This is a genomic window from Aquabacterium sp. CECT 9606, assembly GCF_918741295.1.
GTDB lineage: Bacteria > Pseudomonadota > Gammaproteobacteria > Burkholderiales > Burkholderiaceae_C > Aquabacterium.
In genome coordinates, this window is record NZ_CAKKNB010000005.1 from 162,422 (window position 1) to 188,872 (window position 26,451).

General features: G+C 62.6%; 19 protein-coding genes. 17 read left to right on the forward strand and 2 right to left on the reverse strand.

Translation table 11 applies throughout. The features are described 5' to 3' along the window. Positions 1-35 precede the first annotated feature (35 nt). Genes LQ232_RS21975 through LQ232_RS22020 form a run of 10 tightly spaced genes read left to right on the forward strand, consistent with a single transcriptional unit; the run spans position 36 to position 14,098 of the window. The gene (locus tag LQ232_RS21975) at positions 36-908 is read left to right on the forward strand and encodes a transglutaminase family protein (protein ID WP_230182532.1); all 873 of its coding nucleotides are present in this window, start codon (positions 36-38) and stop codon (positions 906-908) included. A gap of 54 nt (positions 909-962) precedes the next feature. Then, a complete protein-coding gene (locus LQ232_RS21980) occupies positions 963-1,964 on the forward strand; it encodes an LD-carboxypeptidase (RefSeq protein WP_371820361.1) in 1,002 nt (333 codons plus the stop codon). A 43-nt stretch (positions 1,965-2,007) separates the two neighbouring features. Beyond that, positions 2,008-4,188, forward strand: coding sequence for an ABC transporter substrate-binding protein (locus LQ232_RS21985; RefSeq protein ID WP_230182624.1), 2,181 nt, complete (start codon positions 2,008-2,010; stop codon positions 4,186-4,188). A 17-nt stretch (positions 4,189-4,205) separates the two neighbouring features. Further along, a complete protein-coding gene (locus LQ232_RS21990) occupies positions 4,206-5,189 on the forward strand; it encodes an ABC transporter permease (protein ID WP_230182534.1) in 984 nt (327 codons plus the stop codon). A gap of 17 nt (positions 5,190-5,206) precedes the next feature. Beyond that, positions 5,207-6,664 carry an ABC transporter permease gene (locus LQ232_RS21995; RefSeq protein ID WP_230182535.1) on the forward strand — a complete coding sequence of 486 codons (1,458 nt, stop codon included), beginning with the start codon at positions 5,207-5,209 and terminating at the stop codon, positions 6,662-6,664. A 12-nt stretch (positions 6,665-6,676) separates the two neighbouring features. Next, positions 6,677-8,536 (forward strand): ABC transporter ATP-binding protein, encoded by a 1,860-nt coding sequence (locus LQ232_RS22000; RefSeq protein ID WP_230182536.1) that lies wholly within the window; start codon positions 6,677-6,679, stop codon positions 8,534-8,536. Then, positions 8,533-10,353: an extracellular solute-binding protein gene (locus LQ232_RS22005; protein ID WP_230182537.1), complete on the forward strand. Its 1,821-nt coding sequence runs from the start codon at positions 8,533-8,535 to the stop codon at positions 10,351-10,353. The genes LQ232_RS22000 and LQ232_RS22005 overlap by 4 nt, the downstream gene beginning before the upstream one ends. A gap of 3 nt (positions 10,354-10,356) precedes the next feature. After that, positions 10,357-11,397, forward strand: a complete 1,041-nt coding sequence (locus tag LQ232_RS22010; protein ID WP_230182538.1) for a microcin C ABC transporter permease YejB — start codon at positions 10,357-10,359, stop codon at positions 11,395-11,397. Continuing rightward, on the forward strand, positions 11,397-12,464 hold the full coding sequence (locus tag LQ232_RS22015; RefSeq protein WP_230182539.1) for an ABC transporter permease: 1,068 nt from the start codon (positions 11,397-11,399) through the stop codon (positions 12,462-12,464). Before LQ232_RS22010 ends, LQ232_RS22015 begins: the two co-directional genes overlap by 1 nt. Continuing rightward, positions 12,461-14,098 carry an ABC transporter ATP-binding protein gene (locus tag LQ232_RS22020; RefSeq protein ID WP_230182540.1) on the forward strand — a complete coding sequence of 546 codons (1,638 nt, stop codon included), beginning with the start codon at positions 12,461-12,463 and terminating at the stop codon, positions 14,096-14,098. The genes LQ232_RS22015 and LQ232_RS22020 overlap by 4 nt, the downstream gene beginning before the upstream one ends. Here the strand turns inward: LQ232_RS22020 and LQ232_RS22025 are convergent. Both LQ232_RS22025 and fabI read right to left on the reverse strand, forming a co-directional pair. Beyond that, positions 14,088-15,746 carry an NAD(P)/FAD-dependent oxidoreductase gene (locus tag LQ232_RS22025; protein ID WP_230182541.1) on the reverse strand — a complete coding sequence of 553 codons (1,659 nt, stop codon included), beginning with the start codon at positions 15,744-15,746 and terminating at the stop codon, positions 14,088-14,090. The genes LQ232_RS22020 and LQ232_RS22025 overlap by 11 nt on opposite strands. 57 nt (positions 15,747-15,803) lie before the next feature. Then, positions 15,804-16,595, reverse strand: a complete 792-nt coding sequence (gene fabI, locus LQ232_RS22030; RefSeq protein WP_230182542.1) for an enoyl-ACP reductase FabI — start codon at positions 16,593-16,595, stop codon at positions 15,804-15,806. Positions 16,596-16,837: 242 nt separating this feature from the next. On the opposite strand from fabI, the gene rimP reads away from it, so the two are divergent. The 7 genes from rimP (at position 16,838) to LQ232_RS22065 (ending at position 26,449) form a co-directional block, all read left to right on the forward strand. Further along, positions 16,838-17,431 carry a ribosome maturation factor RimP gene (gene rimP / locus LQ232_RS22035; RefSeq protein WP_230182543.1) on the forward strand — a complete coding sequence of 198 codons (594 nt, stop codon included), beginning with the start codon at positions 16,838-16,840 and terminating at the stop codon, positions 17,429-17,431. Beyond that, positions 17,428-18,903 (forward strand): transcription termination factor NusA, encoded by a 1,476-nt coding sequence (gene nusA, locus LQ232_RS22040; RefSeq protein ID WP_230182544.1) that lies wholly within the window; start codon positions 17,428-17,430, stop codon positions 18,901-18,903. The genes rimP and nusA overlap by 4 nt, the downstream gene beginning before the upstream one ends. A gap of 54 nt (positions 18,904-18,957) precedes the next feature. Then, a complete protein-coding gene (gene infB, locus LQ232_RS22045) occupies positions 18,958-22,008 on the forward strand; it encodes a translation initiation factor IF-2 (RefSeq protein WP_230182545.1) in 3,051 nt (1,016 codons plus the stop codon). Between the two features lie 88 nt (positions 22,009-22,096). Next, positions 22,097-22,504 carry a 30S ribosome-binding factor RbfA gene (gene rbfA, locus LQ232_RS22050; protein WP_230182546.1) on the forward strand — a complete coding sequence of 136 codons (408 nt, stop codon included), beginning with the start codon at positions 22,097-22,099 and terminating at the stop codon, positions 22,502-22,504. After that, the gene (truB, locus tag LQ232_RS22055; RefSeq protein WP_230182547.1) at positions 22,501-23,463 is read left to right on the forward strand and encodes a tRNA pseudouridine(55) synthase TruB; all 963 of its coding nucleotides are present in this window, start codon (positions 22,501-22,503) and stop codon (positions 23,461-23,463) included. Before rbfA ends, truB begins: the two co-directional genes overlap by 4 nt. A 21-nt stretch (positions 23,464-23,484) precedes the next feature. Continuing rightward, the gene (gene typA / locus LQ232_RS22060) at positions 23,485-25,308 is read left to right on the forward strand and encodes a translational GTPase TypA (protein ID WP_230182548.1); all 1,824 of its coding nucleotides are present in this window, start codon (positions 23,485-23,487) and stop codon (positions 25,306-25,308) included. 43 nt (positions 25,309-25,351) lie between these two features. Next, entirely contained in the window at positions 25,352-26,449 is a 1,098-nt protein-coding gene (locus LQ232_RS22065) for an enoyl-CoA hydratase/isomerase family protein (protein WP_230182549.1), read from the forward strand. The last annotated feature ends 2 nt before the right edge of the window (positions 26,450-26,451 follow it).

Here is a 26,451-nt window from a genome sequence, read left to right on the forward strand (position 1 = left end):
CCCTGTGACAACGACTCAATGGAAAGCAGGTGGCCATGGTCAGGCTGAAGTTTTCCATCTCCTTGAACTACGAGATCAAGGATCCCACGGCGGATTTCATTTTTAATCTGCACGCGGCCCACACCCTCCAGCAGACGGTGGTGCAAGAGACCCTCTACGTCAGTCAACCCGTCCCCTTGCAGCACGTGACTGACCACCTGGGCAATCGCTTCACGCGTTTGCGGGCAGGGCAGGGGCCCATGATGGTTCGCTACGAAGCCACGGTAGACATTGCCCAGGTCTTCTCACCACCCGCAAGCTTGGGTGAAGCGCCCATCGCCCAATTGCCGATGGCGGTGTTGCCCTACATCTACCCCAGCCGCTATTGCCAGTCAGACCAGATGACGGTGCTGGCCACGCGCGAGTTCGGGCACCTGCGGCAGGGTTACCTGCGCGCACAGGCCATTCACGATTGGGTGCAGGCACACACCAAGTTCACGTCGATGAGCTCCAATTCGAGCACCTCGGCGCTCGACACCCTGGGCCAGCACGTGGGCGTGTGCCGCGATTTCGCCCACCTGATGATCGCTTTGTGCCGCGCCGTCAACCTGCCTGCGCGTTTCGCCACAGGCATCGACTACGGCGCTGATCCGGCCTTGGGCCCCACTGATTTCCACGCCTACGTGGAGGTGTTCGTGGGCGGGCGCTGGTACATCTTTGATCCCTCAGGCACGGCCATCCCCATGGGCTTCGTGCGCATTGGCACCGGGCGTGATGCGGTCGACGTGGCGTTTTCCACCATCTTCGGCGCTGTGAGCTCCGAGCCACCCATCATCAGCATCATCGCGCTCACCGAACCCGGTGGCCCGTGGATGATGCCTTTCCGCCGCACGGATGCTTTGTCCACCGCCAGTGAGCATCCGATGTGAGTGTTGGCCGTCCCGTAGACTCTCGGCTTTCAGCGTTGACTCCGTGAGGCCCGCGTGTCGCATTCGCACCATCTGCATGACCACTCCCATTCGCACGATCACCACCATCACGGGCATGATCATCCGTACTCCCTGACCTTGTTTAGCCCGGCCGGCGTGGTGCCCAAAGCGACCACGGTCCGCCGTGCGGCCAAGCGCCTCCAGGCCCTTGGTTTTGAGACCCTGATTGACGATTCCGCGCTGGACAAACACCAGCGCTTCGCGGGTGACGACGACACGCGACTGCAAGCCTTGCACCGCATCGCACAGGCCGCGCCCTGCGTGGCCCTGGCCACCCGGGGCGGCTATGGCCTCAGCCGCCTGCTTGACCGCATTGACTGGGCGCTGATCGCGCAAAGCGTGGAGCAGGGCACCGCCTGGGTGGGGCACAGCGACATGACGGCTTTGCAACTGGCCGCCTTGGCCCATGGCGCCACGGGCCCCATGAAGGTGGCGCCCCACGTGTCCGCCGGTTTCTGGGCCGGCCCCATGGCCTGCGGCGATTTTGGCAACGACGAGCTTCCCGATGGCGGCGATGACGTCACCCAGGAGTGCTTCGTGGAGGCGGTGACCGGCCTGCTGGAAGGCGTGGGTTTCCGCACCGAGGCGGGCTTTGATGGTCTGGACGTGAGCGGCCGCTTGTGGGGTGGCAACCTGTCCATGATCCAGGCCTTGTTGGGCACCCCGCATTTCCCCAAGGTCAAGGACGGGGTGCTGTTCCTGGAAGACGTCAACGAACACCCTTACCGGGTCGAGCGGGCCTTGCTGCAGCTGCACCAGGCCGGCATTCTGGACAAGCAAAAAGCCATCATCCTGGGAGATTTCACCAACTTCCGCAAATCGCCGCTGGACCGGGGCTACAGCCTCAAGACCATGGTCTCCTACCTGCGCACCGTCACCAAGACACCCATCCTGACGGGGCTGCCTTTCGGCCATGTGCCCACCAAGTTGTGCCTGCCAATCGGACGGAAGGTCCAGATGGCGGCGCAGGGGCGCGATGTGTTCATGATGTGGTGATGCCGTGAGGCGTGCTCTGCTCAAGGGCTTTGCCGTGGCCTGGATGCTGGCGGTGCTTTGCCTGGCAGGCTGCAACAACAGCCCTTGGGAGGCGGGGGCTGCGGCGGAAAACACCTTGTACTCGGCCGTCAAGGAAAGCTCGCCCCGCCACCTTGATCCAACGGCCTCGTACTGGGCGCCCGAAACACCCTATACCTACCAGATTTACGAGCCGCTTTACGGCTACCACTACCTGAAGCGGCCCTACGAGTTGATCGGCAAGGCGGCCGAAGCGGTGTCCCGGCCCCGCTACCTGGACAAGGGCGGCAAGGATTTGCCAGATGATGCGCCGGGCGATCAGATCGCCGAAAGCGTCTACGAGATCCGCATCAAGCCAGGCATTTTGTTCCAGCCGCACCCTTGTTTTGCCCGCGACGGCCAGGGGCGTTATCGCTACCACGCGATGCAACCGGGCGAGTTGGGTGCGCGTTTCTCGCCGCTTCAGTTCGAGCACCAGGGCACGCGTGAGCTGGTGGCTGAAGACTACGTTTACGCGCTCAAGCGGCACGCTACCACGCGCATCACCACGCCCATCTTCGGCATTTTCTCGGAACACGTGATCGGGCTGAAAGATTACCGGGCCTTGGTCAAAAAGGAAGATGCCAAGCTGCGGGCCCACATGGACCCGGCCAGTCTCGACAAGCCCTTTCTGGACTTCAGGCAATGGCCCTTGGCAGGTGCCACCGCGCCTGAAAAGCACCTGCTGCGCATCCGCCTCAAAGGCAAGTACCCGCAGTGGAACTACTGGATGGCCATGACTTTCACGGCGCCCATCCCCTGGGAGGCCGATGCTTTTTATGCGCAGCCCGGCATGGCCACCGTGGGCCTGAGTCTGGACACCTGGCCGGTGGGCACCGGGCCTTACATGATGGTCGAGTTCATCAAGGACCGACGCCATGTGCTCAAGCGCAATCCCAACTACCGTGGCGAGCCTTATCCCTGTGAAGGCGCCGCTGGCGACAAGGAAGCCGGCCTGCTGGATGATTGCGGCAAGAAGACGCCCTTCATCGACACCCTGGTCTCGACCGTGGAGCGAGAAGCGGTGCCGCAACGTGCCAAGTTCCGCCAGGGCTATTACGACATCGAGGTCTTCGAGCGCACGGACACCGGCATGGACTACCTGGTGGCCAAGCAGGATTCGGAAGACATTCGCCGCGAGTACGACGCCAAAGGCTTCCGCCTGGACCGCCTCAACGGGGTGGACAGTTACGAGATCGGCTTCAACATGCTGGACCCGGTCATCGGCCATGGCAAGACGCCCGAGCAGCAGATCCGCAATCGCAAATTGCGCCAGGCCATTTCCATCGCGATTGATTGGGACGAATACTCCAAGATCTTCCCCAGCAAGGCCGGCGTCTCGGCCATGGGGCCTTTGCCCAAAGCCGTCTTTGGTTCGCGCGAGGGGACGTTGGCGGGCGTCAACCTGGTCACGCATCGGATCGTGAATGGCCAGCCGGTCAGGCGGTCTATTGAGGAGGCCAAGAAGCTCATGGTCGAGGCCGGCTATCCCGATGGGCGCGATGTGAAAACCGGCCGGCCATTGGTACTCAACTACGATTTCTATGTGCTGCCCACGCCCGAGCGCAAGGTCGAAATCGACTGGGTGGTGCGCCAGTTCGCCAAGGTTGACATCCAGCTGGAGGTGCGTGCCACCGACAACAACCAGTTCCAGGACAAAGTGCGCAAGGGCAAGCACCAGGTCTTCTGGCAAGGCTGGGTGGCCGACTACCCCGATGCGGAAAATTTTCTGTTCCTGCTGTATGCCCCCAACGGCAAGACACGCTCAGACGGTGAGAGCTACACCAACTACGACAACCCGGCCTACGACCGGCTTTTCTCCAAGCTCAAGCTGATGGCCGACGGCCCCGAGAAGCAGGCGGTCATTGACCAGATGGTCAAGATCGCCCAGGAGGATGCGCCCTGGAGCTTTGGCTATTTTCCCTACGCCTCGGCGGCGGTTCAGCATTGGGTCTACAACTCCAAGCCTTCGCTCATGGTGCGTGACCATGGCCGCTACCTGCGCCTGGACGTGGCTGAGCGGCAGCAGCGGCAGGCCTTGTGGAACAAACCTGTCTGGTGGCCCGTGCTGGGCTTGCTGGCGGGCCTGGCCGCGCTGGTGGCACTGCTGTTGCGCAGCCTGAAGCGCCGCGAGCGGCTGACCGCGCGTGGCGATGTCTTGAGCTGAACCGAGGCGAACACACGATGCTGTCATACGCCGTTCGCCGCCTCGTCTATGCCGCCCTCGTGCTGCTGGGCGTGAACCTGTTCACCTTCTTTCTGTTCTTCACGGTCAACACGCCCGACGACATGGCGCGCCTGAACATCGGCGGCAAGTACATCACGCAAGATGTGATCGACCACTGGAAGGTCGAGCGTGGCTACGACAAACCGCTGTACTGGAATGACGCGAAAGAGGGCACCGAGCGCGCAACGCAAACCATCTTCTGGGAACGGTCCGTTTCCTTGTTCACCTTGAAGTTCGGCCGGTCCGATGGCGAAAGCGCGGGCGACATCGGTCTGGAAGTCAGGCGTCGCATGTGGGTGAGCTTGCAGATGGCCGCGCCACTGTTCGTCTTGCAGGTGATTGTCAGCGTGGCCTTTGCCTTGCTGCTGGTGATGTTCAGGCGCACCCGGCTGGATCTGGCGGGCGTGGTGCTGTGCGTGGTCATGTTGTCCATCTCCAGCCTGTTCTATGTGATTGTTGGGCAACTGCTGTTCTCGCGCGTGCTCAAGCTGGTGCCCATCTCGGGCTACATGCCGGGGCTGGACGCGGTCAAGTTCCTGGTCTTGCCGGTGTTGTTGTCGCTGGTGGCTCGGCTGGGCGGCGAGGCCCGGCTGTACCGCGCCATGTTCCTGGAAGAGATGGGCAAGGATTACGTTCGCACCGCGCGGGCCAAGGGCTTGCGCGAGTCGGCGGTGCTGTTCAGGCATGTGCTGCGCAATACCCTGATCCCCATCATCACCAGCGCGGGCGCCTACCTGCCTTACGTGTTCATGGGCAGCCTGGTGTTCGAGAGCTTCTTTGGCTTGCCCGGCCTGGGTGCCTATGTGATCGAGGCCATCACCAAGCAAGACTTCGCAGTGGTGCGCACCATGGTGTTCCTGGGCTCCTTGCTGTATGTGGCCACCTATGTGTTGATTGACCTGGCCTACACCTGGGCCGATCCACGCGTGCGCCTGGGTTGAGGATGACGGAGACCGCCATGCCCAAGATCGTTTTGCTCTGGACCGACGCCGCCGTGTGGCTCTTGGTGCTGGCCTTGCTGGCCTATGCCTGGGTGGTGCTTCGCAACCCCAACCTCTCCGCCAACTGGCGCAAGGTGTTCCGGGATGCGCCGGCCTTGGCCTCGTCCTTGATCCTCGCGCTGTGCCTGGTGGTGACGCTGGCCGACAGCCTTCACTACCGTTTGCCCTTGTCCCACGCGGCAGGTGCGCCAGATGGTTCGGTGGCCTATGACACGCGCACGCGCTCCTTGCTGGACGCGGGGCTGGCCGGCCTGATCGATTCGCGCGAGGTCACCTACTCGCGCCCGCTCGCTTTCGTGAGCTTCACGAAGGAAACGGTGACCGCCCCTGACGGCCGGATTGATCGCGTGGCCCCCAGGTTGAAACACGGCGGTGCCCACCTTGCTCGGCCCGAGCAGCAATGGCTTGGCGATGTGCTGGCCCGCTCGGGCATGGGCCTGGTCAAAGGCGCTTTGGTGGCAATCGTTCTGGGCGGTGCGCTGGTGGGTGGTCTGGCCCGCAGCCGCCAATCCACCTTTGCCGAAGCCTTGGCCAGCGTGTGGCGCAACGAAGGCGAGATTCCCTGGCGGGCCGCCTGGTGGGCGGTGCTCGTGTTGTCCCTGCTGATCGGCGCGGTCACTTCGCTGATGGGCTGGTACCACGTGCTGGGCACCGACACCACGGGCAACGACGTGCTCTACCAAGCCTTGAAAAGCATCCGCACTGCTTTCGTGATTGGCTCCTTGGCCACCGTGGCCACGCTGCCCTTGGCCGTGGTGTTGGGCATCATGGCGGGCTACTTTGGCGGTTGGGTCGATGAAGTCATCCAGTACCTGTACACCGTGCTTTCATCGGTGCCCAATGTGCTGTTGATCGCAGCCTGCGTGTTGATGGTGCAGGTTTTTCTGGACACGCACCCCGATTTGTTCGAGACAGCCGTGGAGCGGGCCGATCTCAAGCTCTTCCTGCTGTGCACGGTGTTGGGCCTCACGGGCTGGGCTGGCTTGTGTCGCCTGCTGCGCGGCGAGACGCTCAAACTCCGCGAGCTGGACTATGTGCAGGCCGCCAACGCCTTTGGCGTCAGCCACCCGCGCATCATGCTGCGCCACATCTTTCCCAATGTGGCTCACCTGATGCTGATCGTCACAGTGCTCGAGTTTTCATCGCTGATCCTGTACGAGGCCGTGCTGTCCTACGTGGGTGTGGGGGTCGATCCCTCCATGAACAGCTTTGGCGGCATGATCAACTTTGCCCGCAAGGAGATGAGCCGTGACCCGGTGGTGTGGTGGAGCTTTGCCGCGGCCTTTGGTTTCATGGTGACGGTGGTGCTGGCCGCCAACCTGTTCGCCGATGGGGTGCGCGACGCCTTCGATCCACGCTCCCGCAGCTTTCGTCCGCGCCCGGCCATCCGGACGCCGGCCCCATCCACACACTGAGGGCTGGCCCACATGCTGCAAACCCAAGACCTCCAAGTGGTGCTGGACGCTGAAGCCGGCCTCGTCAAGGCGATCGATGGCCTGAGCCTGGCGATTGAACGCGGCGAGACCTTCGCCTTGGTGGGCGAATCAGGCTGCGGCAAAAGCATGACGGCCCTGTCGCTGATGCGCCTGTTGCCAGAGAATGCCCGGGTCATCGGCGGGGATGTCCACCTTGAGCAGCGCAGCCTGCTCGACCTGCCTGAATCGGCCATGCGGCGTGTTCGTGGTGCCCGCATCGCCATGATTTTCCAGGAGCCCTCGACCAGCCTCAACCCCGTCATGCGGGTGGGCGATCAGATCCTTGAAACGATCGAAACGCACACGGCTTTGCGGGGCGGGGCGGCGCACGCCAAAGCCGTCGATTGGCTGACTCGGGTGGGCATTCCTGAGCCGGCACGCTGCATGGACCGCTATCCCTTTGAGCTCAGCGGCGGCCAGAAGCAGCGCGTGATGATCGCCATTGCCTTGGGTGCCGAGCCCGACTTCCTGGTGGCCGACGAGCCCACCACCGCGCTCGACGTCACCATTCAGAAGCAGATCCTCGACCTGCTGGTGGATCTGCAACGCGAACGCCGCCTGGGCATGCTGCTCATCACGCATGACCTGGCGGTGGTGTCGGGCATGGCCCACCGGGTGGCCTTGATGTACGCCGGGCAGATCGTGGAAGTGGCGCCCGCCGACTGTTTTTTTCAGCGGCCACGCCACCCTTATGCCAATTTGTTGCTCAAGGCCTTGCCAGACGCTCAAAAGCGCGGGGATCCGCTGGCGGCCATCCAAGGCCATGTGCCACCCCTCTGGCAACGTTTTGAAGGATGCCGATTCGCGCCACGCTGCCACCAGGCCCAAGCGCGTTGCCATGCGGAGGTGCCAGAGTTGTTAGCAGCGCAGAGCGACTTGGCGCACCACCAGGTCCGCTGCTTCTTTCCTCTTGGGTTGAACGCCGGCACGCGCCCATCACTTCTGACGCCCCATGCGTCGGAGCCCTCGGCAGGCGCATCCGGCAGCGGCGAGCCCGTGCTGCAGGTGCGCCACCTCAGTGTGGTCTACGTGCCTCGCGGCGGCCTGTTCTCGCGCCCCAAGTCCACCTTCACCGCCGTCGATGATGTTTCTCTGACCTTGCGCGCGGGGCAGACACTGGCTTTGGTGGGCGAATCGGGCTGCGGCAAAACCACCTTCGGTCGCGCCATCCTGCAGTTGCTGCGCAACTCGGTTCAACTCGAAGGTCAGGCCTTGTTGAACGGTGATGATCTCTTCAAACTGCAGGGCGAGGCCTTGCGCCGCGCACGCCGCGACATCCAGATTGTTTTCCAAGACCCCTTCGCGTCCCTCAATCCCCGCCTGCGTGTGCGCGACATCCTGGAAGAGGGCCTGCGCTCCTTGCGCCCTGAGTGGCTGGATGCCGAGCGGCAACAGCGGCTGCAGCTGTTGATGGAGCAGGTGGGCTTGCGCCCCGACGCCCTGAGCCGTTTTCCCCACGAGTTCTCGGGCGGACAACGCCAGCGTCTGGCCATTGCCCGTGCCCTGGCCGTGGAGCCCAAGGTGCTGGTGTGCGACGAGCCCACCTCGGCGCTCGACGTGTCCGTGCAGGCGCAGATCCTGAACCTGCTCAAGCAGTTGCAGGCCGAGCGTGGCCTGGCCTACCTGTTCATCACCCACAACCTCGCTGTGGTCGAGTACCTGGCCGACGAGGTGGCCGTGATGAGGCGAGGCCGAATTGTCGAAACCGGGGCGGCGCATCAAGTGCTGTCCTCACCCCAGGACAGCTACACCCAGGCCCTGCTGGCCGCCGTGCCGCGCCTGAATCCCGTATGGCAGAATCAACCGCCATGAGAAGCATCTTCTGGCTGGTTTGTCTGTGGTGCATGTCAACGGGGGCTTGGGCGGCCCACGCCTACGCGCAGTTCGGCGACATCAAATACCCGCCGGGCTTTGACCACTTCGATTACGTCAACCCCGCTGCGCCCAAAGGCGGCGAAATCTCTCTGGTAGCGCCGGTTCGGGTCAGCATCTTCGACAAGTACAACCCGTTCACGCTCAAGGGTTCGGCCCCGTCCGGCTTGAGCGAGTTGATGTTCGAGTCTCTGCTCACCAGCACCTTTGACCAGCCCACGACCTCGTATGGCCTGCTCGCTGAAGACGTGTCCGTCGCCGAGGATGGCCTGTCGACCACCTTCAAGCTCAACCCTTTGGCCCGGTTCCACAATGGGGATCCGGTGCTGGCGCTGGATGTCAAAAGCTCCTTCGATCGCCTGATGAGCAAGGAGGCATCGCCCGTGTTCCAGTCCGCCTTTGGCGACATCAAGGATGTGACCGTGCTGGACCAGCGCACGGTGCGTTTCAACTTCAGGCGACGCAACGCCGAGTTGCCGCTGGTGGCCGGCTCAGTCCCCGTGTTCAGCCACAAATGGGGCATGGAAGGCGGCAAGCTGAAACCGTTTGATCAGGTGATCATGGACATGCCGATTGCCTCCGGCCCCTACCGCATCGGCCGCGTCAATTTCGGCAAGGACATCACCTACCAGCGTGATCCCAACTACTGGGCGCAGCAGCTCAATGTGCGCAAAGGCCAGTACAACTTCGACCGCATCACCTTCAAAATCTACAAGGACAACACCGCTCGCCTGGAGGCATTCAAGGCCGGTGAGTTCGAGTTCATCCAGTCCAACATCGCGCGCGAGTGGGCTCGGTCTTACACAGGCGCCAAGTTCAAGAGTGGCGAGTTCGTCAAGGTGGAGCTGCAGCACCGCAATGCCGGTGGCCTGCAATCGTGGTTGTTCAACACGCGCCTGCCCAAGTTCAAGGATGCCCGTGTGCGCGAGGCCATCGGCCTGGCCATGGACTACGAATGGATGAACCGGCAACTCTTCTACAACTCCTACACCCGGGTGCGGGGCTACTTTGTGGGCGGCGACTTCGAAGCCAAGGGCTTGCCGGGCGCCGATGAGCTGGCTTTGCTGGAACCTCTGCGCCGCCAGTTGCGGCCCCAGGTGTTCACCCAAGCCGTGCCGCAGCCGCCCACCACCACACCGCCCAACAGCCTGCGGGCCAATTTACTCAGGGCGCGCGCGTTGCTGGCCGACGCTGGCTGGACCTACCGTGACGGGGCCCTGCGCAACGCCAAGGGCGCGCCTTTTCAGATCGAAATTCTGGACGATACCGGGCAGGGTGCTTCCATGAGCCGCATCGTCACGCCCTTCATCCAGAATCTGGGCAAGCTGGGCATTGAGGCGCAATTCAAGCTCATCGATTTTTCGCTGTTCCAGAAGCGCCTGGACAGTTTCGATTTCGAGATGACCAGTTTGAACATGCCGGGCAGCCTGTCGCCTGGGGCGGAGTTGATCGATCGCTTTGGCAGCCAGGCCGCCACCACGCCAGGGTCCAACAACTTTGTGGGTATCAAGGATCCCGCCGTCGATGCCTTGCTCGACAAGGTGGTCACCGCCCGCGACCGGCAGCAGCAAGTGGCCGCCTTGCGCGCGCTCGACCGAGTCCTGCGCTTTGAGCACTACAACGTGCCCGCCTGGTACTCGGGCGTGCACCGCGTGGCCTACCGCGCACACCGATTTGCCCAGCCTGATGTCAAGCCCCTGTATTACAGGGCCGAGGATTGGGCCTTGTCCACCTGGTGGGCCCTGCAGGGGAAATGACGCATGTGGGCCTACATCCTCAAACGCTTGTTGCTCATCATCCCCACCTTGCTGGGCGTGCTGACCCTCACCTTCGCGGTGATCCAGTTCGTGCCGGGCGGGCCGGTCGAGCAGATGGTCTCGCAGCTTAAAAATCGGGGCGAGGGCGGTGAGAGCGCCATCTCCCAAGGTGCCGGTTACCGGGGGCGCCAGGGCGTGGACCCAGCCCAGGTCGAAGAGATCAAAAAGCTCTATGGCTTTGACAAGCCTGTTCATGAACGCTACCTGACCATGCTCGGGTCTTTCGCGCGCTTTGACCTGGGCAAGAGCTTTTTCCACCACAAGGACGTGTGGCAGTTGGTCAAGGAAAAGCTCCCCGTCTCGATCACCTTGGGTCTGTGGACCTTTGTGCTCAGCTACCTCATCTCGGTCCCTTTGGGCATCGCCAAGGCGGTGCGGGCCGGCAGCCGCTTCGACATGGTCACGAGCCTGATCGTGCTGGTGGGCTACGCCATCCCGGGGTTCGTGCTCGGCGTGGCACTGCTGGTGCTGTTTGGCGGCGGCAGCTTCCTGGCCTGGTTTCCCTTGCGCGGCCTGACCTCCTCGGGCTGGGAAGACCTCAGCCTGGCGGGCAAGGTGCTGGACTATCTTTGGCACATCGCCTTGCCGGTCACGGCCAGCGTGCTGGGCAGCTTCGCCGTCATCACCATGCTCACCAAGAATGCCTTTCTTGAAGAGATCCGCAAGCAGTACGTGTTGACCGCCCGGGCCAAAGGATTGAACGAGCGTCAGGTCTTGTGGAAACACGTGTTCCGCAACGCGCTCATCCCCATCATCACCGGCTTCCCGGCGGCGTTCATCACCTCATTCTTTGCCGGCTCACTGTTGATCGAAACGCTGTTTTCGCTTGATGGCCTGGGCCTGCTGGGCTATGAATCGGTGATCCGCCGCGACTACCCCGTGGTGCTGGGCACTTTGTACCTGTTCACGCTGATCGGCCTGGTCACCAAGCTCATCAGCGACCTTTGCTATGTGTGGGTCGACCCCCGCGTGAAGTTCGACTGATGGCCACCACCTCCGCAATCACCTCGGCGCCACCGGTGTCGCTGTCGCCGTCGCAGCGTGCCTGGCGGCGCTTCAAGCAGCATCGCCTGGGCTACTGGAGTTTCCTGATCTTCGCGGCCTTGCTCGTTCTGTGCCTGTTTGCCGACCTGCTTTCGAACGACAAGCCGCTGGTGGCCCGCTACAACGGTAAGTGGTATGTGCCGATCGTTCACAACGTCCCAGAGACCGAGTTCGGTGGCGATTTCGAAACCCCCACCGATTTCCTCGATCCTTTCATCGTGGCGCAGTTCAAGAAGACGCCAGGCAACTTCGCCATCTACCCGCTCAACCGCTACCACCACAACACGATCAACTACTTTGCGAAATCGCCCAACCCGTCCGAGCCATCCCGCGATAACTGGCTGGGCACCGACGACCGCGGCCGGGACATCGTGGCCCGCCTGCTTTATGGCTTTCGGGTCTCCATCGGATTTGCGCTGGCCTTGACGGCCATCGGCGTGGTGGTGGGCGTGGCGGCCGGCGCGGTTCAAGGCTTCTATGGCGGCAAGACCGACCTGGTCTTCCAGCGCTTCATCGAGATCTGGGGCTCGATGCCCGAGCTTTACCTGCTCATCATCTTCGCCGCCATGTTCAATCCCAGCCTGGGATTGCTGCTGGTGCTGCTCAGCCTGTTCGGCTGGATGGGGTTGTCCGACTACGTGCGGGCCGAGTTTCTGCGCAATCGGCAGCTGGACTACGTGCGTTCTGCGCGGGCCCTGGGCCTGAGCAACTGGCAGATCATCTGGCGGCATGTGTTGCCCAACAGCATGACGCCGGTGGTCACCTTTCTGCCATTCCGCATGAGCGCGGCCATCCTGGCGTTGACATCCCTGGATTTCCTCGGTCTGGGCGTGCCGCCTGACACCCCGAGCCTGGGGGAGTTGCTGGCCCAGGGCAAGAACAACCTCGATGCATGGTGGATCTCCTTGTCAACCTTCCTGGTGCTGGTGGTCACGCTGTTGCTGCTCACCTTCATGGGCGATGCCTTGCGTGATGCGCTGGATCCGCGCAAGGAGCTGGAGTCATGAGCGGCACCCCACCGATTTTATCGGTGCGCGACCTGCGCATCCGCTTTGGCAGCAAGACCGTGGTGCAAGGCGTCAGTTTTGAGTTGCGGCCTGGTGAAAAGCTGGCGCTGGTGGGCGAATCGGGTTCCGGCAAAACGATCACCGCGCTCAGCCTGCTGAAGCTGGTTCCTCAAGCGCATGTCGAAGGCTCCGCCGTGCTGGATGTGAGCCCCGAGGGCCCTCGCGAACTGCTGGGTCTTTCCGAGCATCAACTGCGAGGCGTGCGTGGCCGCGACGTGGCCGTGATCTTCCAGGAGCCCATGACGGCGCTCAACCCGCTCTTCACCATTGGCGACCAGATCGCTGAAGTGATCGAGCTGCACGAAGGCCTGTCTCGCAACCAGGCCTGGCAGCGCGCAGTGGCTTTGCTGGCCAGCACCGGCATCCCTGAGCCCGATCGCCGGGCCAGCGCTTATCCCCATCAACTGTCAGGTGGACAACGCCAGCGCGCCATGATCGCCATGGCGCTGGCCTGCCAGCCCAAGCTGTTGTTGGCCGACGAGCCCACCACGGCCTTGGACGTGACCTTGCGCCAACAGATCCTGGGCTTGCTCGATGGCTTGCAGCGCAGCCACCAGATGGCCGTGCTCATGATCACCCACGACCTCAACCTGGTGCGCAACTTCGCCGACCGCGTCGCCGTGATGGAAAAAGGGTTGCTGGTGGAGCAGGGCACGGTCGACGAAGTGTTCGGCAACCCGCAACATGCCTACACCCGCAAACTGCTCGACAGCCGGCCGCACCGCGAGGTGGTTGAGGCTGACCCCCGCGCGATGCAGCAACAGCCCGTGCTTCAAGCCAGGCAGCTGCGCGTGGGCTACCGCGTGCCCAAACCAGGATTCAAAGGCTGGTTCAGCCATGGCGAGTATGTGGCCCTCAAATCGGCCGACCTGAGCCTTGCCCCTGGCCAAACTTTGGGCGTGATCGGCGAGTCGGGCTCCGGCAAGTCCACCTTGGCCTTGGCCGCACTGGGCCTGCAACCGTTCCAGGGCAACTTGCAGGTCAAGGGCCAGACCTGGGCCTTGAACGCACGGGCCGACAAACCCTTGAGGCGCGCCATCCAGGTGGTGTTCCAGGATCCCTTTTCTTCACTGTCACCCCGCATGACCGTGGAAGACCTGGTCACCGAAGGCCTCGCCATCCACCATCCTGAGTTAAGCCAGGCGCAGCGCCGAACGCAGGCCCTGGCCACACTGGCCGATGTGGGCCTGACCGAAGATCAATTCCCCCAACTGCTTGAGCGCTATCCCCATGAGTTCTCAGGCGGCCAGCGCCAGCGCCTGGCTTTAGCCCGGGCCCTGGTGGTCGATCCCCAAGCCCTGGTGCTGGACGAACCCACCAGCGCGCTCGACGTCACCATCCAGAAGCAGATCCTCTCGCTGCTGCAGCGTCTTCAACGCGAACGTGGCTTGAGCTACCTGCTCATCACGCACGATGTCGAAGTGGTGGCGGCCATGGCCCACCACATCATCGTCATGAAGGACGGCGACATCGTGGAGTCCGGTCCCGCGCTGGAATTGCTGGCGTCGCCCCGCCACGAATACACCCGCACCCTGTTGGCCTCGGCCCCGGTGCGCGAGGTGGTCAAGGGCTGAGTGCGGACAGCATCTCGCGGCCCAGGGCTTCGGCCACCTCGATCCCATCCACGCCAGCGGACATGATGCCGCCCGCGTAGCCTGCGCCTTCGCCAGCGGGGTACAGGCCCTTGACATTCAGGCTCTGAAAGTCCTTGCCACGCGTGATCCTCAGCGGTGACGAGGTGCGTGTTTCCACCCCGGTTAACACCGCGTCGGGCATCGAAAAGCCTTTGATCTGCTTTTCGAAGGCGGGCAGGGCCTCGCGGATGGCGGCCAGGGCGTAATCCGGCAAGCTGCCCTTGCCCGGTTGGGCCAGGTCGGTCAGGTGCACACCGGGCTTGTACGAAGGCTGCACGCTGCCCAAGGCGGTGCTGGGCCGGCCCTTGATGAAATCGCCGACCAACTGGCCCGGTGCTTCGTAGTTGCCACCCCCTAGCTCGTAGGCGCGCGATTCCCAGAAACGTTGAAACGCCATGCCATCCAGTGGGCTCACAGGGCCTTCGGCCAGCCCATCCTGCCGATAGTCCTGCGGAGAGATGCCCACGACAATGCCCGCATTGGCGTTGCGCTCATTGCGCGAGTACTGGCTCATGCCATTGGTCACGACCCGGCCCGGCTCCGACGTGGCCGCCACCACCGTGCCCCCCGGGCACATGCAAAAGCTGTATACCGCGCGACCATTGCTGGCGTGGTGCACCAGCTTGTAATCGGCCGCGCCCAGGATCTCGTTGCCCGCGTTCGGGCCAAAGCGAGCGCGGTCGATCAGGCCTTGCGGGTGCTCGATGCGGTAGCCGATCGAAAAAGGCTTGGCCTCCATGTAGACGCCGCGTTCGTGCAGCATGGTGAAGGTATCGCGCGCACTGTGGCCCAGCGCCAGCACCACGTGGTCAGATCGCAACTCTTCGCCAGATGCCAGAGTGACGCCCCGGATGTGCCCGTCCTCGATCCGCACGTCGGTCACCCGCTGCTGGAAGCGGATCTCGCCACCCAGCGCTTCGATGTCAGCGCGCATTTTCTCGACCATGCTCACCAGGCGGAAAGTCCCGATGTGCGGCTTGCTGACGAAAAGGATCTCCTCAGGCGCGCCCGCCTTCACAAACTCCTGAAGCACCTTGCGCGTCAGGTGGCGGGGATCGCTGATCTGGCTCCACAGCTTGCCGTCTGAAAAGGTGCCCGCGCCCCCTTCGCCAAACTGCACGTTCGACTCTGGATTCAGCACGCTTTGGCGCCACAAGCCCCAGGTGTCCTTGGTCCGTTCGCGCACTTCCTTGCCACGCTCCAGCACGATCGGCCGCAGGCCCATCTGGGCCAGGATCAGTGCGGCGAAGATGCCACAAGGGCCGAAGCCGATCACCAAGGGGCGAGGTCGTTCACCCCCGAAAAAGTCCACCGGCGCATGCCCCACGAAGTGGTAGCTGGTGTCGGGGGTGGGCCGCACATGCGGATCGCCGCTGAATCGCGTCAGCACCGCTGCCTCGTTGGCCAGTGTGCAGTCCACCGTGTAAATCAACACCACGGCGGATTTTTTGCGTGCGTCGTAGCTGCGCTTGAACACGGTGAACGCCGTCAGGTCGGCGTCATTGATACCCAATCGGGCCACGATCGCCGGACGCAGTGCGTCGTCGGCGTGGTTCAGGGGCAGTCGCAGTTCGGTGAGTCGCAGCATGGTCGCAGTCGGTGGGCCAGGGCAATTGGCCAGAACCGCGCATTTTAGGGGTTGGCGTTACTCCGCGCCGTTGCCCATGCCGCTCATGGCATGGCTGAAGCCGCCGTCCACGTAGGTGATCTCGGCCGTCACGCCAGCCGCCAGGTCGGACATCATGAAGGCGGCCACATTGCCCACGTCCTCAATGGTCACATTGCGTCGGGACGGTGCGCTTTGCTCGACCACGTCCAGAATCTGGCGAAAGCCCTTGATCCCTGATGCGGCCAGGGTTTTGATGGGCCCGGCGGAAATGCCGTTGACCCGGATGCCTTTGGGGCTGAGGCTGGCGGCGGTATAGCGCACGCTGGCTTCCAGAGAAGCCTTGGCCAGGCCCATGGTGTTGTAATTGGGCACAATTCGTTCCGACCCCAAATAAGTCAGCGTCAGCAATGCGGCGGTGCTGTTCAGGTAGGGCAGGGCCGCCTTGGCCATGGCCGGGAAGCTGTAGCTGGAGATGTCGTGCGCAATGCGGAACGATTCACGCGACAGACCTTCCAGAAAGTCGCCGGCAATGGCCTCTTTGGGCGCAAAACCGATGGAATGCACGAATCCATCGAAGGTGGGCCAGGTTTTCGACAAATCGGCAAACATCGCGGTGATCTGTTCGTCGCTGGCCACGTCGCAGTCGAATATCAGACTGGAGCCAAACTCCTTGGCAAACTCGGTGGTGCGCTCCTTGAAGCGTTCGCCCACATAGCTGAAAGCCAGCTCGGCCCCCTCGCGGTGACAGGCCTTGGCAATGCCGTAGGCGATGGAGCGGTTGGACAACAGTCCGGTGATCAGCAGACGTTTGCCGGCGAGAAAGCCCATGGAGTCTCCAGTGTTAGTGCTAAACCAGCGCGGATTCTGTCATGCCATGAAGGCGGAGCGGTAATTTCGGGCACAACCCTTGCTGACGGGTCTGCGTGAGGCTAGAATACCGGCTTCGCTGATTACGTCAGGTGGGCGGATGAATCCAGCCCATTTTTTTCGCTTGTCATTTTTTGATCGGCTTTGATTCTGCCCAAAAAGCAGGGTTTCAGGGTCGGTCCCAGATTGCGTATTGAGAGTTGATGAGTTTGGTCAAAGCTGTTGAAAGCACCGTGACTGGTTTGGGTTACGAGTTGGTGGAATGCGAGCGCACCCCGCAGGGGTTGCTGCGCGTGTACATCGACCGCCTGCCTGATGGTGTGTACGACTTGCCGGGCGAATACGTCACGGTGGAAGACTGTGAAAAGGTCAACCGCCAGCTTCAATATGCGCTGGAAGTGGTCAATGTCGATTACAGCCGCCTGGAGGTTTCATCTCCAGGGCTGGACCGCCCATTGACGACGCCCGCGCATTTCGAACGCTTCGCAGGCGTCGAGGTCGAGGTATCTTTGAAGGTTCCTTTCCAGGGCCGCAAGAACTACCGGGGTGTCCTTGAAGCCGTCGAGGTGCCTGAAGGTGAAGCCGCTCCTGAGGGTGGATCCTGGCAATTGGTGTTCAAGGTGGGCGAAGGCAAGAACGCAGTAGAGCAAGCATTGGGTTTCACGCTCGATGAAGTCCGCGCCGCACGGCTTGTGCCGGTGGTGGATTTCAAAGGGCGAGGCCGCCGGGTGGCAACCCCGGAGGCTGGTGAAGTAGCCGTGGATGAGGCGCAAGATCTCGGAGGTCAGAAGAAATGAACCGCGAATTGTTGATGTTGGTCGATGCGATTTCGCGCGAAAAAAGCGTGGAACGCGACATCGTGTTTGGAGCTGTTGAATCGGCACTGGCCTCGGCCACCAAGAAGCTGTACAGCGGCGAGGTGGACATCCGTGTCGCCGTTGACCGCGAAGACGGCAACTACGAAACCTTCCGTCGTTGGCACGTTGTGCCCAACGAGGCTGGCCTGCAGCTGCCCGACGCAGAAATCCTGCTGTTCGAAGCCCAGGAGCAAATCCCTGACATCGAAGTCGATGATTACATCGAGGAATCGATCGAATCCATGCCGATTGGCCGCATTGGTGCTCAAGCTGCCAAGCAGGTCATTTTGCAAAAGATCCGCGACGCCGAGCGCGAGCAACTGCTGAACGACTTCCTGTCGCGCGGTGACAAGATCTTCGTGGGCACCGTCAAGCGCATGGACAAGGGCGACGTGATCGTCGAGTCTGGCCGCGTCGAAGGCCGCCTCAAGCGCAGCGAGATGATCCCCAAGGAAAACCTCCGCACCGCCGATCGCGTGCGCGCCTACATCCTGGGTGTCGATTCCGCCGTGCGTGGCCCGCAGATCATGCTGTCGCGCAGCGCCCCCGATTTCATGATTGAGCTGTTCCGCCAGGAAGTGCCCGAGATCGAGCAAGGCCTGCTTGAGATCAAGAGCTGCGCCCGTGACGCCGGTTCCCGCGCCAAGATCGCGGTGCTGTCTCACGACAAGCGCGTTGATCCCATCGGCACTTGCGTGGGCGTGCGTGGTTCGCGCGTCACCGCCGTGACCAACGAATTGGCCGGCGAACGCGTCGACATCGTCTTGTGGTCTGAAGATCCGGCCCAATTTGTGATTGGTGCGCTGGCCCCGGCCAACGTGCAATCCATTTTCGTGGACGAAGAAAAGCACGCCATGGACGTGGCCGTGGACGAGGAAAACCTCGCCATCGCCATCGGCCGCGGTGGTCAGAACGTGCGCCTGGCGTCCGAGCTGACGGGCTGGCGCATCAACATCATGACCAAGGAAGAATCGGCGCAAAAGCAAGCCGTTGAAACCGACGTCATCCGCAAGCTCTTCGTCGACAAACTCGACGTGGACGAGGAAGTGGCCGAGATCCTGATCGCCGAAGGCTTCACCAGCCTTGAAGAAGTGGCTTACGTGCCGCTGCAGGAAATGTTGGAAATCGAATCGTTTGACGAAGACACGGTCAATGAGTTGCGCACCCGCGCAAAAGACTCACTGCTGACCATGGAAATCGCCAAGGAAGAAGAAGTCGAGACTTTGTCGGAAAATCTCAAGGGTCTGGATGGCCTGACCTCTGAGTTGATCACCAAATTGGCTGAAGCCGGTATTCACACCCGTGACGACCTGGCCGATCTGGCCGTCGACGAGCTGACCGAGATCACGGAAGTGGGCGATGAACAAGCCCGTGCCTTGATCATGAAAGCTCGTGAACACTGGTTTGCCTGATCACCCGTCCACCCTCGACTTCTCATTTAGCAAGTACATCGCAAGGATTAACACATGGCCGTGACCACCGTCACACAACTCGCCGCGGAGCTCAATCGTCCGGCAGCAACCCTGCTGGAGCAGCTGCATTCAGCGGGCGTGCCGAAAGCTTCGCACGAAGACGTGGTCACGGAGGCCGACAAAGAGCGCCTGCTGGACCACCTTCGCCATGCCCACGGCTCTGCCGCAGCTGATCGCAAGAAGATCACGCTGACGCGCAAGTCGACCACTGAAATCAAGCAGGCGGATGCCTCGGGCAAGGCCCGCACGATCCAGGTTGAAGTGCGCAAGAAGCGCACCTTCGTCAAGCGTGATGAAGTCGGTGGTGGTGAAGAGGCCGCACCTGAGATCGACGAAGCTGATTTGCAGCGTCGCGAGGAAGAGGCTCGCCAGGAAGCCGAAGCCCTGCGCGTGCAGGAAGAAGCCCTGACCGAGCAGCGTCGCCAGCGCGAAGAGCAAGAACGCGTTCAACGCGAAGCCGCCGAGGCCGCCCAGGCCAAGGCCGCCGAAGATGCTGCACGCGCTGTGCAGGACTCCGCCCAGTTGACGACACAGCAAGAAGCTGTGGCCCGCCGTGCTGCGCAAGAAGCCGCCGCACGTGCCGAGTCCGCGGCACTGACGGCGTCTTCCAAGAGCCGCAACCCCCGCAAGACCGCGGCGGTGGTGGCCGAAGTGGCCGCCGCGCCCGTGGTGGCGCTGGCTGAAGGTGGTGATGGTGCCGATGGCGCTTCTGATGAAGCGAACGCGACAACCGCGTCGACCGCAGCGACGACCGCGCCTGCTGCGGCCTCTGCCGTTGCGCCTGCCGCGCCTACTGCGCCGGCCAAGCCTTCTGGCGTGCGCGTGGTCAAGGCCGCGACGATCGAAGCCGAAGAAAAGCAACGCATTGCCGACCTGGCCGGCCGCCGCAAGGCTGCTGAAGACGAAGCTGCCGCGATCCGGGCCATGATGTCGGCACCCCGCAAGGTGCTGACTGCTCCCAAGCCCGTCGAGCCACCCAAGGCTGATGCCAGCAAAGAAGGCATCAAGGGCACCATTCACAAGCCCAAGGGCGCCCCAGGTGCGCCCGCCGCGCCGGGTGCCGCGGGTGCTGCCAAGCCTGGCGACAAAAAGTCGGTCAAGTCCGAGAAGCTCTCGTCGAGCTGGGCGGATGACGCCAAGAAACGTGCCGCCGCCGGCAACAAGGGTCCTGCCGGGCGTTCGCCTGGTGGTGCCAGTGGCTGGCGTGCGCCGGGTGGCCGTGGTGGCCGCCGTGGTGACAACCGCAGCAGCGATCACCAATCCAACTTCGTGGCCCCGAGCGAACCACAAGTCATCGAGGTTCACGTGCCTGAAACCATCAGCGTGGCCGATCTGGCACACAAGATGTCGGTCAAGGCCTCCGAGGTCATCAAACACTTGATGAAGCTGGGTCAGATGGTCACCATCAACCAGCAGTTGGATCAGGAAACCGCCATGATCCTCGTCGAGGAACTGGGCCACACCGCGGTCGCTGCCAAGCTGGACGATCCGGACGCCTTCCTCGAAGAAGAACACGCCGCTCAAACCGGCGAGTTGCTGCCTCGTGCTCCTGTGGTCACCGTCATGGGTCACGTCGACCACGGCAAGACCTCGCTGCTGGACTACATCCGCACCAGCCGTGTTGCGGCCGGTGAGGCTGGCGGTATCACGCAGCACATCGGTGCGTACCACGTTGACACGCCTCGCGGCATGATCACCTTCCTGGACACCCCAGGTCACGAGGCCTTCACGGCCATGCGAGCCCGTGGTGCCAAGGCCACCGACATCGTCATCCTGGTGGTGGCGGCGGACGACGGCGTGATGCCGCAGACCAAGGAAGCCATCCACCACGCCAAAGCGGCTGGGGTGCCCATCGTGGTCGCGATCAACAAGATCGACAAGCCCGACACCAACCTTGAACGCGTCAAGCAAGAGCTGGTCGGCGAGCAAGTGGTGCCTGAAGAGTACGGTGGCGATTCGCCCTTCGTGCAAGTGTCGGCCAAGACCGGTCAGGGCATCGATGCCTTGCTGGAACAAGTGCTGCTGCAAGCTGAAGTGCTGGAACTCACCGCACCCAAGGAAGCCATGGCCAAGGGCCTGGTCATCGAAGCGCGCCTGGACAAGGGCCGTGGCCCTGTTGCGACCGTGCTGATTCAAACCGGTACGCTCAAGCGTGGTGACGTGGTTCTGGCCGGTGCCAGCTATGGCCGCGTTCGCGCCATGCTGGACGAGAACGGCAAACCCATCAACGAGGCTGGCCCGTCCATCCCTGTTGAAATCCAGGGCCTGACCGAAGTCCCGTCGGCTGGCGACGAATTCATGGTGCTGGGCGACGAACGCCGTGCCCGTGAAATCGCCACCTTCCGCCAAGGCCGTTACCGCGACGTCAAGCTGTCCAAGCAACAAGCCGCCAAGCTCGAGAACATGTTCGAGAACATGGGCCAGGGCGAAGTGCAAACGCTGCCGCTCATCATCAAGGCCGACGTCCAAGGTTCGCAAGAAGCCCTGGGCACGTCCCTGCTCAAGCTGTCGACGCCCGAGATCAAGGTGCAGATCGTTCATGCCGCCGTGGGTGGCATCAGCGAGTCCGACGTCAATCTGGCCATCGCCTCCAAGGCGGTGCTGATTGGCTTCAACACCCGTGCAGATGCTGGCGCTCGCAAGCTGGCCGAGCACAACGGCGTGGACATCCGCTACTACAACATCATTTACGACGCCGTGGATGAAGTGAAGGCGGCGATGTCGGGCATGTTGGCGCCCGAGTTGCGCGAAGAAGTCATCGGTTCGGCCGAGATCCGTCAGGTGTTCATCGCCTCGAAGATCGGCACGATCGCGGGTTGCATGGTCTTGTCCGGCGTGGTCCGCCGCAGTGCGCGTCTGCGTCTGCTGCGCGAAAACGTGGTCATCTACACCGGCGAACTCGACGGCCTCAAGCGCTTCAAGGACGACGTCAAGGAAGTCAAGGAGGGCTTCGAGTGCGGCCTCAACCTCAAGGGCTACAACGACATCAAGGAAGGCGATGTCCTGGAGTTCTTCGAAATCAAGGAAGTTGCTCGCACCTTGTAAGGCATTCACGTGCCTTCGGGCCCGACCCGCGACCCCGCCTTCACCCGGCGGGGTTCGTGCTTGAGGGCCTGTGCTTCAGGAGTTCACCATGCGCCATAAAAAATCAGCTCCCAACCGCAGCCACCGCGTCTCTGATCAGATTCAGCGCGATGTGGCCGAGCTCATCCGCGACCTGAAGGATCCGCGCATCGGCATGATCACGATCAACCATGTTGAAGTGACGCCCGACTACGCCCACGCCAAGGTGTTTTTCTCGGTGTTGACCGGTGATCCGCAGGCCTGCGAATTGGCCTTGAACGAAGCCGCCGGCTTTGTCCGAAATGGCCTGTTCAAGCGCCTGCAGATCCACACCGTGCCCACCTTGCACTTTCACTTCGATCGCACCACCGAGCGTGCCGCCGAGCTCAGCGCCTTGATCACCAAGGCTGTGAAAGACAAGGCCAAGGACGCTGAGCCGGATGCCCCTCCAGAAGGCAAAGAGGCCCAGCCCGAATGAACACCCGGCCGCCGCGTCAACCGCGCCGCGCTCTGCACGGCGTCATCCTGCTGGACAAGCCCTTGGGCCTGTCGAGCAATGACGCCTTGCAGAAAGTGCGCCGCCTGATGCGCGCCGAGAAAGCCGGCCACACCGGCACACTCGATCCTCTCGCCACTGGCTTGCTGCCCCTGTGCTTCGGCGCTGCCACCAAGTTTTCGCAGGTGTCCCTGGATGCGGACAAATGCTACCGCGCCACGCTCAAACTCGGCCAGACCACCACCACGGGTGATGGCGAAGGACAGATCTTGCAAGAACGTCCGGTGCAAGTCGATGACGCGGCCATTGCCCGCGCCTGCACCGCCATGACCGGCGAGATCGACCAGGTGCCCCCCATGCATTCAGCCCTCAAGCACGAAGGCCGGGCCCTGTACGAGTACGCCCGCGAAGGCATCGAGATCGAGCGCCCCTCGCGCCGCATCACCATTCACGCCATTGACATCGTTGGCTGGCAAGGTGACAGCCTGACGGTGGACGTGCGTTGCAGCAAAGGCACCTACATCCGCACCTTGGCCGAGTCGATCGGCGAGCACCTGGGCTGTGGCGCCCACCTGCAAGGCCTGCGCCGCACGGCCAGCGGTGGCACGACGCTCGATGGCGCCGTGACCCTCGAAGCACTGCAAGCCATGACCGAAGCCGAGCGCGACACCCACCTCCAAGCCGCCGATGTGCTGTTGTCCGATTGGCCCGCCGTGGTCCTGGACGAAAGCGAAGCCGGCCGCTTCCTCACCGGCCTGCGCCGCCGCGTGAAGCTGGACGATGCGCCCCAAGTTCGGGTCTACGGACCCAACCCCTCGGCCGCCAACGGCCAGTTGCCCCGGGTGCTGCTGGGCAGTGCCCACATCAAGGCCGGTGAATTGATCCCGACCCGTTTACTCAGCCCTGCCGAAGTGCAAGGGCTGTTGACCCCAGTTCTTTGATTTCAGACCAGTGAGCCTCGCATGAGCAAACAAATCCGCAATATCGCCATCATCGCCCACGTTGACCATGGCAAAACCACCATGGTTGACCAACTGCTGCGCCAGTCGGGCACCTTCGCCGACCACGAAAAAGTGGTCGACACCGTGATGGACAACAACGCCATCGAACGCGAGCGGGGCATCACCATCCTGGCCAAGAACTGCGCCGTGAGCTGGGAAGGCACGCACATCAACATCGTCGACACCCCGGGCCACGCCGACTTCGGTGGTGAAGTGGAACGCGCGCTGTCCATGGTCGACGGCGTGGTGCTGCTGATCGACGCGCAAGAAGGCCCGATGCCGCAAACGCGCTTCGTGACCAAGAAGGCGCTGGCCCTGGGCCTCAAGCCCATCGTCGTGGTCAACAAGGTCGACAAGCCCGGTGCGAAGCCCGATGCCGTGGTCAACGCCGCTTTCGACCTGTTCGACAAGCTGGGTGCCACCGACGAGCAACTGGACTTTCCCGTGGTGTATGCCTCTGGCATCAATGGGTGGACTTCGCTGACCGAAGGCGCGCCTGGTGAGAAGTGGGGCGAAGACATGTCGGCCCTGTTCAACACTGTGCTCAAGCACGTGCCGGCTCAATCGGGCGACCCCGCAGCCCCTCTGCAACTGCAGATTTCGGCGCTGGACTTCTCGACCTTCGTGGGCCGCATCGGCGTGGGCCGCATCAGCCAGGGCACGATCAAGCCCGGCCAGGACGTGCTCGTGATGGAAGGCCCTGAAGGCCGGTCCATCAAGGGCCGCATCAACCAGGTGCTGACTTTCCAAGGCCTGGACCGTGTGCAAGTGACCGAAGCCGGTCCTGGCAACATCGTGCTGATCAACGGCATCGAAGACATCAACATTGGCGTGACGGTGACCGACCGTGAGAACCCACAGCCTCTGCCGATGCTCAAGATCGACGAGCCTACCCTGACCATGAATTTCTGCGTGAACAACTCGCCTTTGGCCGGTCGTGAAGGCAAGTACGTGACCAGCCGCCAGATCTGGGACCGCCTGCAGAAAGAGCTGCAACACAACGTGGCCCTGCGCGTCAAGGAAACCGATGAAGACGGTGTCTTTGAAGTCATGGGCCGTGGCGAACTGCACCTGACCATCCTGCTGGAAAACATGCGCCGTGAAGGCTACGAGCTGGCTGTCTCCAAGCCCCGCGTGGTGTTTCAGGAGATCAACGGCGAGAAGTGCGAGCCGATGGAGCTGGTGACCGTTGACGTCGAAGAGATCCACCAGGGTGGCGTGATGCAGGCCCTGGGTCTGCGCAAGGGTGACATGGTCAACATGGAGCCCGATGGCCATGGGCGTGTGCGTCTGGAATACCGCATCCCGGCCCGTGGCCTGATTGGCTTCAGCAACGAGTTCATGAACTTGACCCGTGGCTCTGGCCTGATCGCCTCCTTGTTTGACGGCTACGAGCCGCACAAGGGCGAGATTGGTGGCCGCAAGAACGGCGTGCTGATCTCCATGGACGAAGGTGAAATCTTCACTTACGCCCTGGGCAAGCTGGACGACCGTGGCCGCATGTTCGTCAAGCCGAACGACCCCGTGTACGAAGGCATGATCGTTGGTATCCACAGCCGTGACAACGACTTGGTCGTGAACGCGACGCGCACCAAGCAGCTGACCAACTTCCGTGTGTCTGGCAAGGAAGACGCGATCAAGATCACGCCTCCGATCGACCTGACGCTGGAATACGGCGTTGACTTCATCGACGACGACGAGCTGGTTGAAATCACGCCCAAGTCGATCCGTGTGCGCAAGCGATTCCTCAAGGAAAGCGATCGCAAGCGCAACCGCAACGCTTGAGTTCGTTCCGCTCTTGATTTGACGCGTTGAGAGGTCGTTCACCATGATTGAAGTCCGCATGGTGGGTTCGGTGGGCGTGATCCGCTTGAACCGGCCCAAGGCGCTCAACGCGCTCAATCTGGAGATGGTCAGGGCGCTGACCGAGGTGCTGCGACGTTGGGAACATGATCCCGCCGTCGTGGGCATCGTGCTGCGTGGCTCGGCCCGCCCTGGCGAGGACGCGGCCAATTTCTGTGCGGGCGGTGATATCCGCTTCATGCACAGCGCGGCCTTGTCGGGCGATTTGCGGCTCGACGACTTCTTCACCGAAGAATACGCACTCGACCACCTGTTGCACCGCTTTCACAAGCCCATCGTGGCCTGGATGGAAGGCATCGTGATGGGTGGCGGCATGGGCTTGGCGCAAGGCGCCCGCCTTCGCGTGGTGACCGAGCGCGCCCACCTGGCCATGCCCGAAACGCGCATTGGCCTGTTCCCCGATGTGGCCGGCGGCTACTTTTTATCGCGCTGCCCTGGCAGGGTGGGCGAGTACCTGGGGGTGTGCGGCAAAGGCATTGCCGCGGCCGAGGCCTTGGCCTGGGGTTTGGCGGATGCATACGCGCCCGCCCGCGAATTGGATCCCTGGCTTGAGTCGCTGGCACAGAGGCCGCCCAGCACCGATGCCGGCTTTCTGCGCCGTGCCCGGGCCATGCTGAACCTGGTGGACCAGTCGGGCGTGAAGCCCTCCGTGCTGTTGGCCGAGCGTGAGCGCATTGACCGACATTTCGCGCACCACACCGTGGCCGAGATCTTGTCGTCGCTGGCCACCGATGACAGCGAATGGGCGCGTCAGACCATTCACCACATGTCGGGCAACTCGCCCTTGATGATGTGCGTGACCTTGGAGCAGATCCGCCGCGCACGCGCCATGAGTTTGTCGCAGGTGTTTCGCATGGAGCGCGACATGGTGCGTCATTGCTTTGGCCTGCGCCGAGGCCGCGAGAGCGAAACCGTGGAAGGCATCCGGGCGCTGGCCGTTGACAAGGACCAGCAGCCCATGTGGAATCCCGCCAATACCTCCGAAGTGACCGCAGAAATGGTGCAGGCTTTCTTTCAAAGCCCCTGGCCGCAGTGGCTGCACCCGCTGCGTGACTTGAGCTGAAA

Bases quoted from the DNA above. Each gene is read 5' to 3' on its own strand.
- LQ232_RS22005 (WP_230182537.1), top strand. From the start codon at position 8,533: ATGAGAAGCATCTTCTGGCTGGTTTGTCTGTGGTGCATGTCAACGGGG.
- LQ232_RS21985 (WP_230182624.1), top strand. From the start codon at position 2,008: ATGCTGGCGGTGCTTTGCCTGGCAGGCTGCAACAACAGCCCTTGGGAG.
- rimP (WP_230182543.1), top strand. From the start codon at position 16,838: ATGAGTTTGGTCAAAGCTGTTGAAAGCACCGTGACTGGTTTGGGTTAC.
- LQ232_RS21990 (WP_230182534.1), top strand. From the start codon at position 4,206: ATGCTGTCATACGCCGTTCGCCGCCTCGTCTATGCCGCCCTCGTGCTG.
- nusA (WP_230182544.1), top strand. From the start codon at position 17,428: ATGAACCGCGAATTGTTGATGTTGGTCGATGCGATTTCGCGCGAAAAA.
- LQ232_RS22025 (WP_230182541.1), bottom strand. From the start codon at position 15,746: ATGCTGCGACTCACCGAACTGCGACTGCCCCTGAACCACGCCGACGAC.
- infB (WP_230182545.1), top strand. From the start codon at position 18,958: ATGGCCGTGACCACCGTCACACAACTCGCCGCGGAGCTCAATCGTCCG.
- rbfA (WP_230182546.1), top strand. From the start codon at position 22,097: ATGCGCCATAAAAAATCAGCTCCCAACCGCAGCCACCGCGTCTCTGAT.
- fabI (WP_230182542.1), bottom strand. From the start codon at position 16,595: ATGGGCTTTCTCGCCGGCAAACGTCTGCTGATCACCGGACTGTTGTCC.
- LQ232_RS22020 (WP_230182540.1), top strand. From the start codon at position 12,461: ATGAGCGGCACCCCACCGATTTTATCGGTGCGCGACCTGCGCATCCGC.
- typA (WP_230182548.1), top strand. From the start codon at position 23,485: ATGAGCAAACAAATCCGCAATATCGCCATCATCGCCCACGTTGACCAT.
- LQ232_RS22065 (WP_230182549.1), top strand. From the start codon at position 25,352: ATGATTGAAGTCCGCATGGTGGGTTCGGTGGGCGTGATCCGCTTGAAC.
- truB (WP_230182547.1), top strand. From the start codon at position 22,501: ATGAACACCCGGCCGCCGCGTCAACCGCGCCGCGCTCTGCACGGCGTC.
- LQ232_RS22015 (WP_230182539.1), top strand. From the start codon at position 11,397: ATGGCCACCACCTCCGCAATCACCTCGGCGCCACCGGTGTCGCTGTCG.
- LQ232_RS21975 (WP_230182532.1), top strand. From the start codon at position 36: ATGGTCAGGCTGAAGTTTTCCATCTCCTTGAACTACGAGATCAAGGAT.
- LQ232_RS21995 (WP_230182535.1), top strand. From the start codon at position 5,207: ATGCCCAAGATCGTTTTGCTCTGGACCGACGCCGCCGTGTGGCTCTTG.
- LQ232_RS22000 (WP_230182536.1), top strand. From the start codon at position 6,677: ATGCTGCAAACCCAAGACCTCCAAGTGGTGCTGGACGCTGAAGCCGGC.
- LQ232_RS22010 (WP_230182538.1), top strand. From the start codon at position 10,357: ATGTGGGCCTACATCCTCAAACGCTTGTTGCTCATCATCCCCACCTTG.